The organism is Polaromonas sp. P3_C2 (genome assembly GCF_056402675.1).
Map to the genome: position 1 here is coordinate 1 of NZ_JBFUGX010001227.1, position 597 is coordinate 597.

The window sequence follows — 597 nt, forward strand, 5'->3', positions numbered from 1 at the left end:
GAACACGCCCCGCCAGACACCCCATGAAAACCATCCGGGAAAGCTCTCTCAAACACGCCGCGCTGTCGGTCGTGATTGCGGCGGCCTTCCCCGCGCAATCATTCGCCGCCGAATCGGCCGGCGTGGCGCAGTTCATCGCCGGCGACGTCAACGTGCTGCGTGCGAACGGCAAAACCGAGGCGCTGACCAAGGGCAAACCGCTGGAAAGCGGCGAATCCATACTGACGAGCACCGCGGGTCGCGCCCAGGTCCGGTTTTCGGATGGCGGCCTGGTGTCACTGCAGCCCAATACCGAGTTCAAAATCGCCAATTATGTCAACGAGGCTGACCCCAAGCAGGACCGTTTCCTGGTCGACCTGYTGCGCGGCAGCATGCGGGCCATCACCGGCCTGATCGGCAAGCGCAACCGCGAGAACTACAAGGTCACTACCACCACGGCCACCATAGGTATACGCGGTTCCGGCTTCAGCGTGGGCTACAACCCGGACGGATCACTGGGCATCACGACGGAACTGGACGCCATTGAGGTCTGCAACGCCGGTGGCTGCGTCGGCCTGACGGCCGGCGAGTCGGTGCGAGTCATTAACAGCTCCGAGG

Annotated in this window: 1 protein-coding gene; it reads left to right on the plus strand. The window is 63.6% G+C overall.

All coding sequences use genetic code 11. The annotated features are described in order from the left end of the window. Nucleotides 1–23: 23 nt before the first annotated feature. Nucleotides 24–597 (plus strand): FecR family protein (locus tag AC1DWI_RS25760; protein WP_477726270.1); only part of this gene is annotated, 574 nt, incomplete at its 3' end.